The organism is Komagataeibacter diospyri (genome assembly GCF_006538165.1).
GTDB lineage: Bacteria > Pseudomonadota > Alphaproteobacteria > Acetobacterales > Acetobacteraceae > Komagataeibacter > Komagataeibacter diospyri.
In genome coordinates, this window is record NZ_BDLU01000088.1 from 1 (window position 1) to 1316 (window position 1316).

The window sequence follows — 1316 nt, forward strand, 5'->3', positions numbered from 1 at the left end:
GGGACTATCCTGAATTTTGTGCGGTGCAGTGATAATCTGCTCGAAGAGGAGCCCCCGCATGAGCATTGATAAAGATATTCTGGACCGTCTGATGGAAGGTCGTTCACCTGGCGACCTGTTTGGCAAAAGCGGCATACTCTCGGAATTGACGAAGGCTCTGGCGGAGCGAGCGCTCAACACGGAGATGACACTTCATCTTGATGAGGAGCGCGCCAATGGAGCCTCTGCTGAGGATAATCAGCCGCCCAATCGCAGAAACGGCAATAGCCAGAAGACCGTGACGACAGAGAGCGGCAAGGTTGTTCTGGATATTCCCCGGGATCGGAACGGTACGTTTGATCCGATGTTGATTGCAAAGTATCAGCGTCGCTTTCCCGAGTTCGACCGCAAGATCATCAGTATGTATGCCCGGGGTCTGACGACCCGTGAAATCCAGGGGCATATTGAGGAAATCTACGGCGTTGAGGCCTCCCCGAGCCTCATTTCCGCGATTACCGACGCCGTGATGGAGGAGGTCGCCGCCTGGCAGAACCGCCCGCTGGAACCCTGCTACCCGATCGTCTTCATGGACGCGATCCGGGTCAATATCCGCAGTGATGGGACTGTCTCGAACAAGGCTGTCTTCGTGGCGTTGGCGATCCTGCCTGACGGCACACGGGACGTTCTGGGGCTGTGGTTCCAGGCGAATGAAGGGGCCAAATTCTGGGCCAAGGTCCTCAGCGACCTGCGCAATCGGGGTGTGCAGGACATCCTGATCGCCGTAGTCGACGGGCTGAAGGGCTTTCCGCAGGCTATCGAGGCGGCCTTCCCCAGAACCCGCATTCAGACGTGTATCGTTCATCTGCTGCGTCATTCCATGAGCTTTGCCAGCTACAAAGACCGCAAGGCCATCGCCACAGCTCTCAAGGCGATCTATACAGCAGTGGACGCCACAGAGGCCGAGGCAGCCCTCGGCGGGTTCGAAGAAAGCGATCTGGCCAGACAATACCCGGCCATCGCGCCCAGTTGGCGCAGAGCATGGAATGAGGTCATTCCGTTCCTCGATTATCCTCCGGAAGTGCGCAGGTTGATTTACACAACAAATGCCATTGAGGCCCTGAACTCAAAGATCCGTCGTGCCGTGCACACCCGTGGCCATTTCCCCAGTGAAGAGGCCGCAGCAAAATTGATTTACCTGACGCTCAATGCTACCTCAGCAGAGTGGAAGCGCTCAGTGCGCGAATGGTACGCTGTCAGATGCCAGCTCGCTATCATGTTCGATGAGCGGTTCCCAATGGCCTGAAAAAATGGCACCGCACAAAATTCTACACAGTCTC

The 1316-nt window shown here is 56.6% G+C and carries 1 protein-coding gene; it reads left to right on the forward strand.

Annotated elements, in window-relative coordinates; translation table 11 throughout:
- The first annotated feature begins 58 nt into the window (after nucleotides 1-58).
- On the forward strand, nucleotides 59-1282 hold the full coding sequence (locus MSKU9_RS17455; protein WP_141262618.1) for an IS256 family transposase: 1224 nt from the start codon (nucleotides 59-61) through the stop codon (nucleotides 1280-1282).
- Nucleotides 1283-1316: the final 34 nt, after the last annotated feature.

Bases quoted from the DNA above. Each gene is read 5' to 3' on its own strand.
- MSKU9_RS17455 (WP_141262618.1), top strand. From the start codon at position 59: ATGAGCATTGATAAAGATATTCTGGACCGTCTGATGGAAGGTCGTTCA.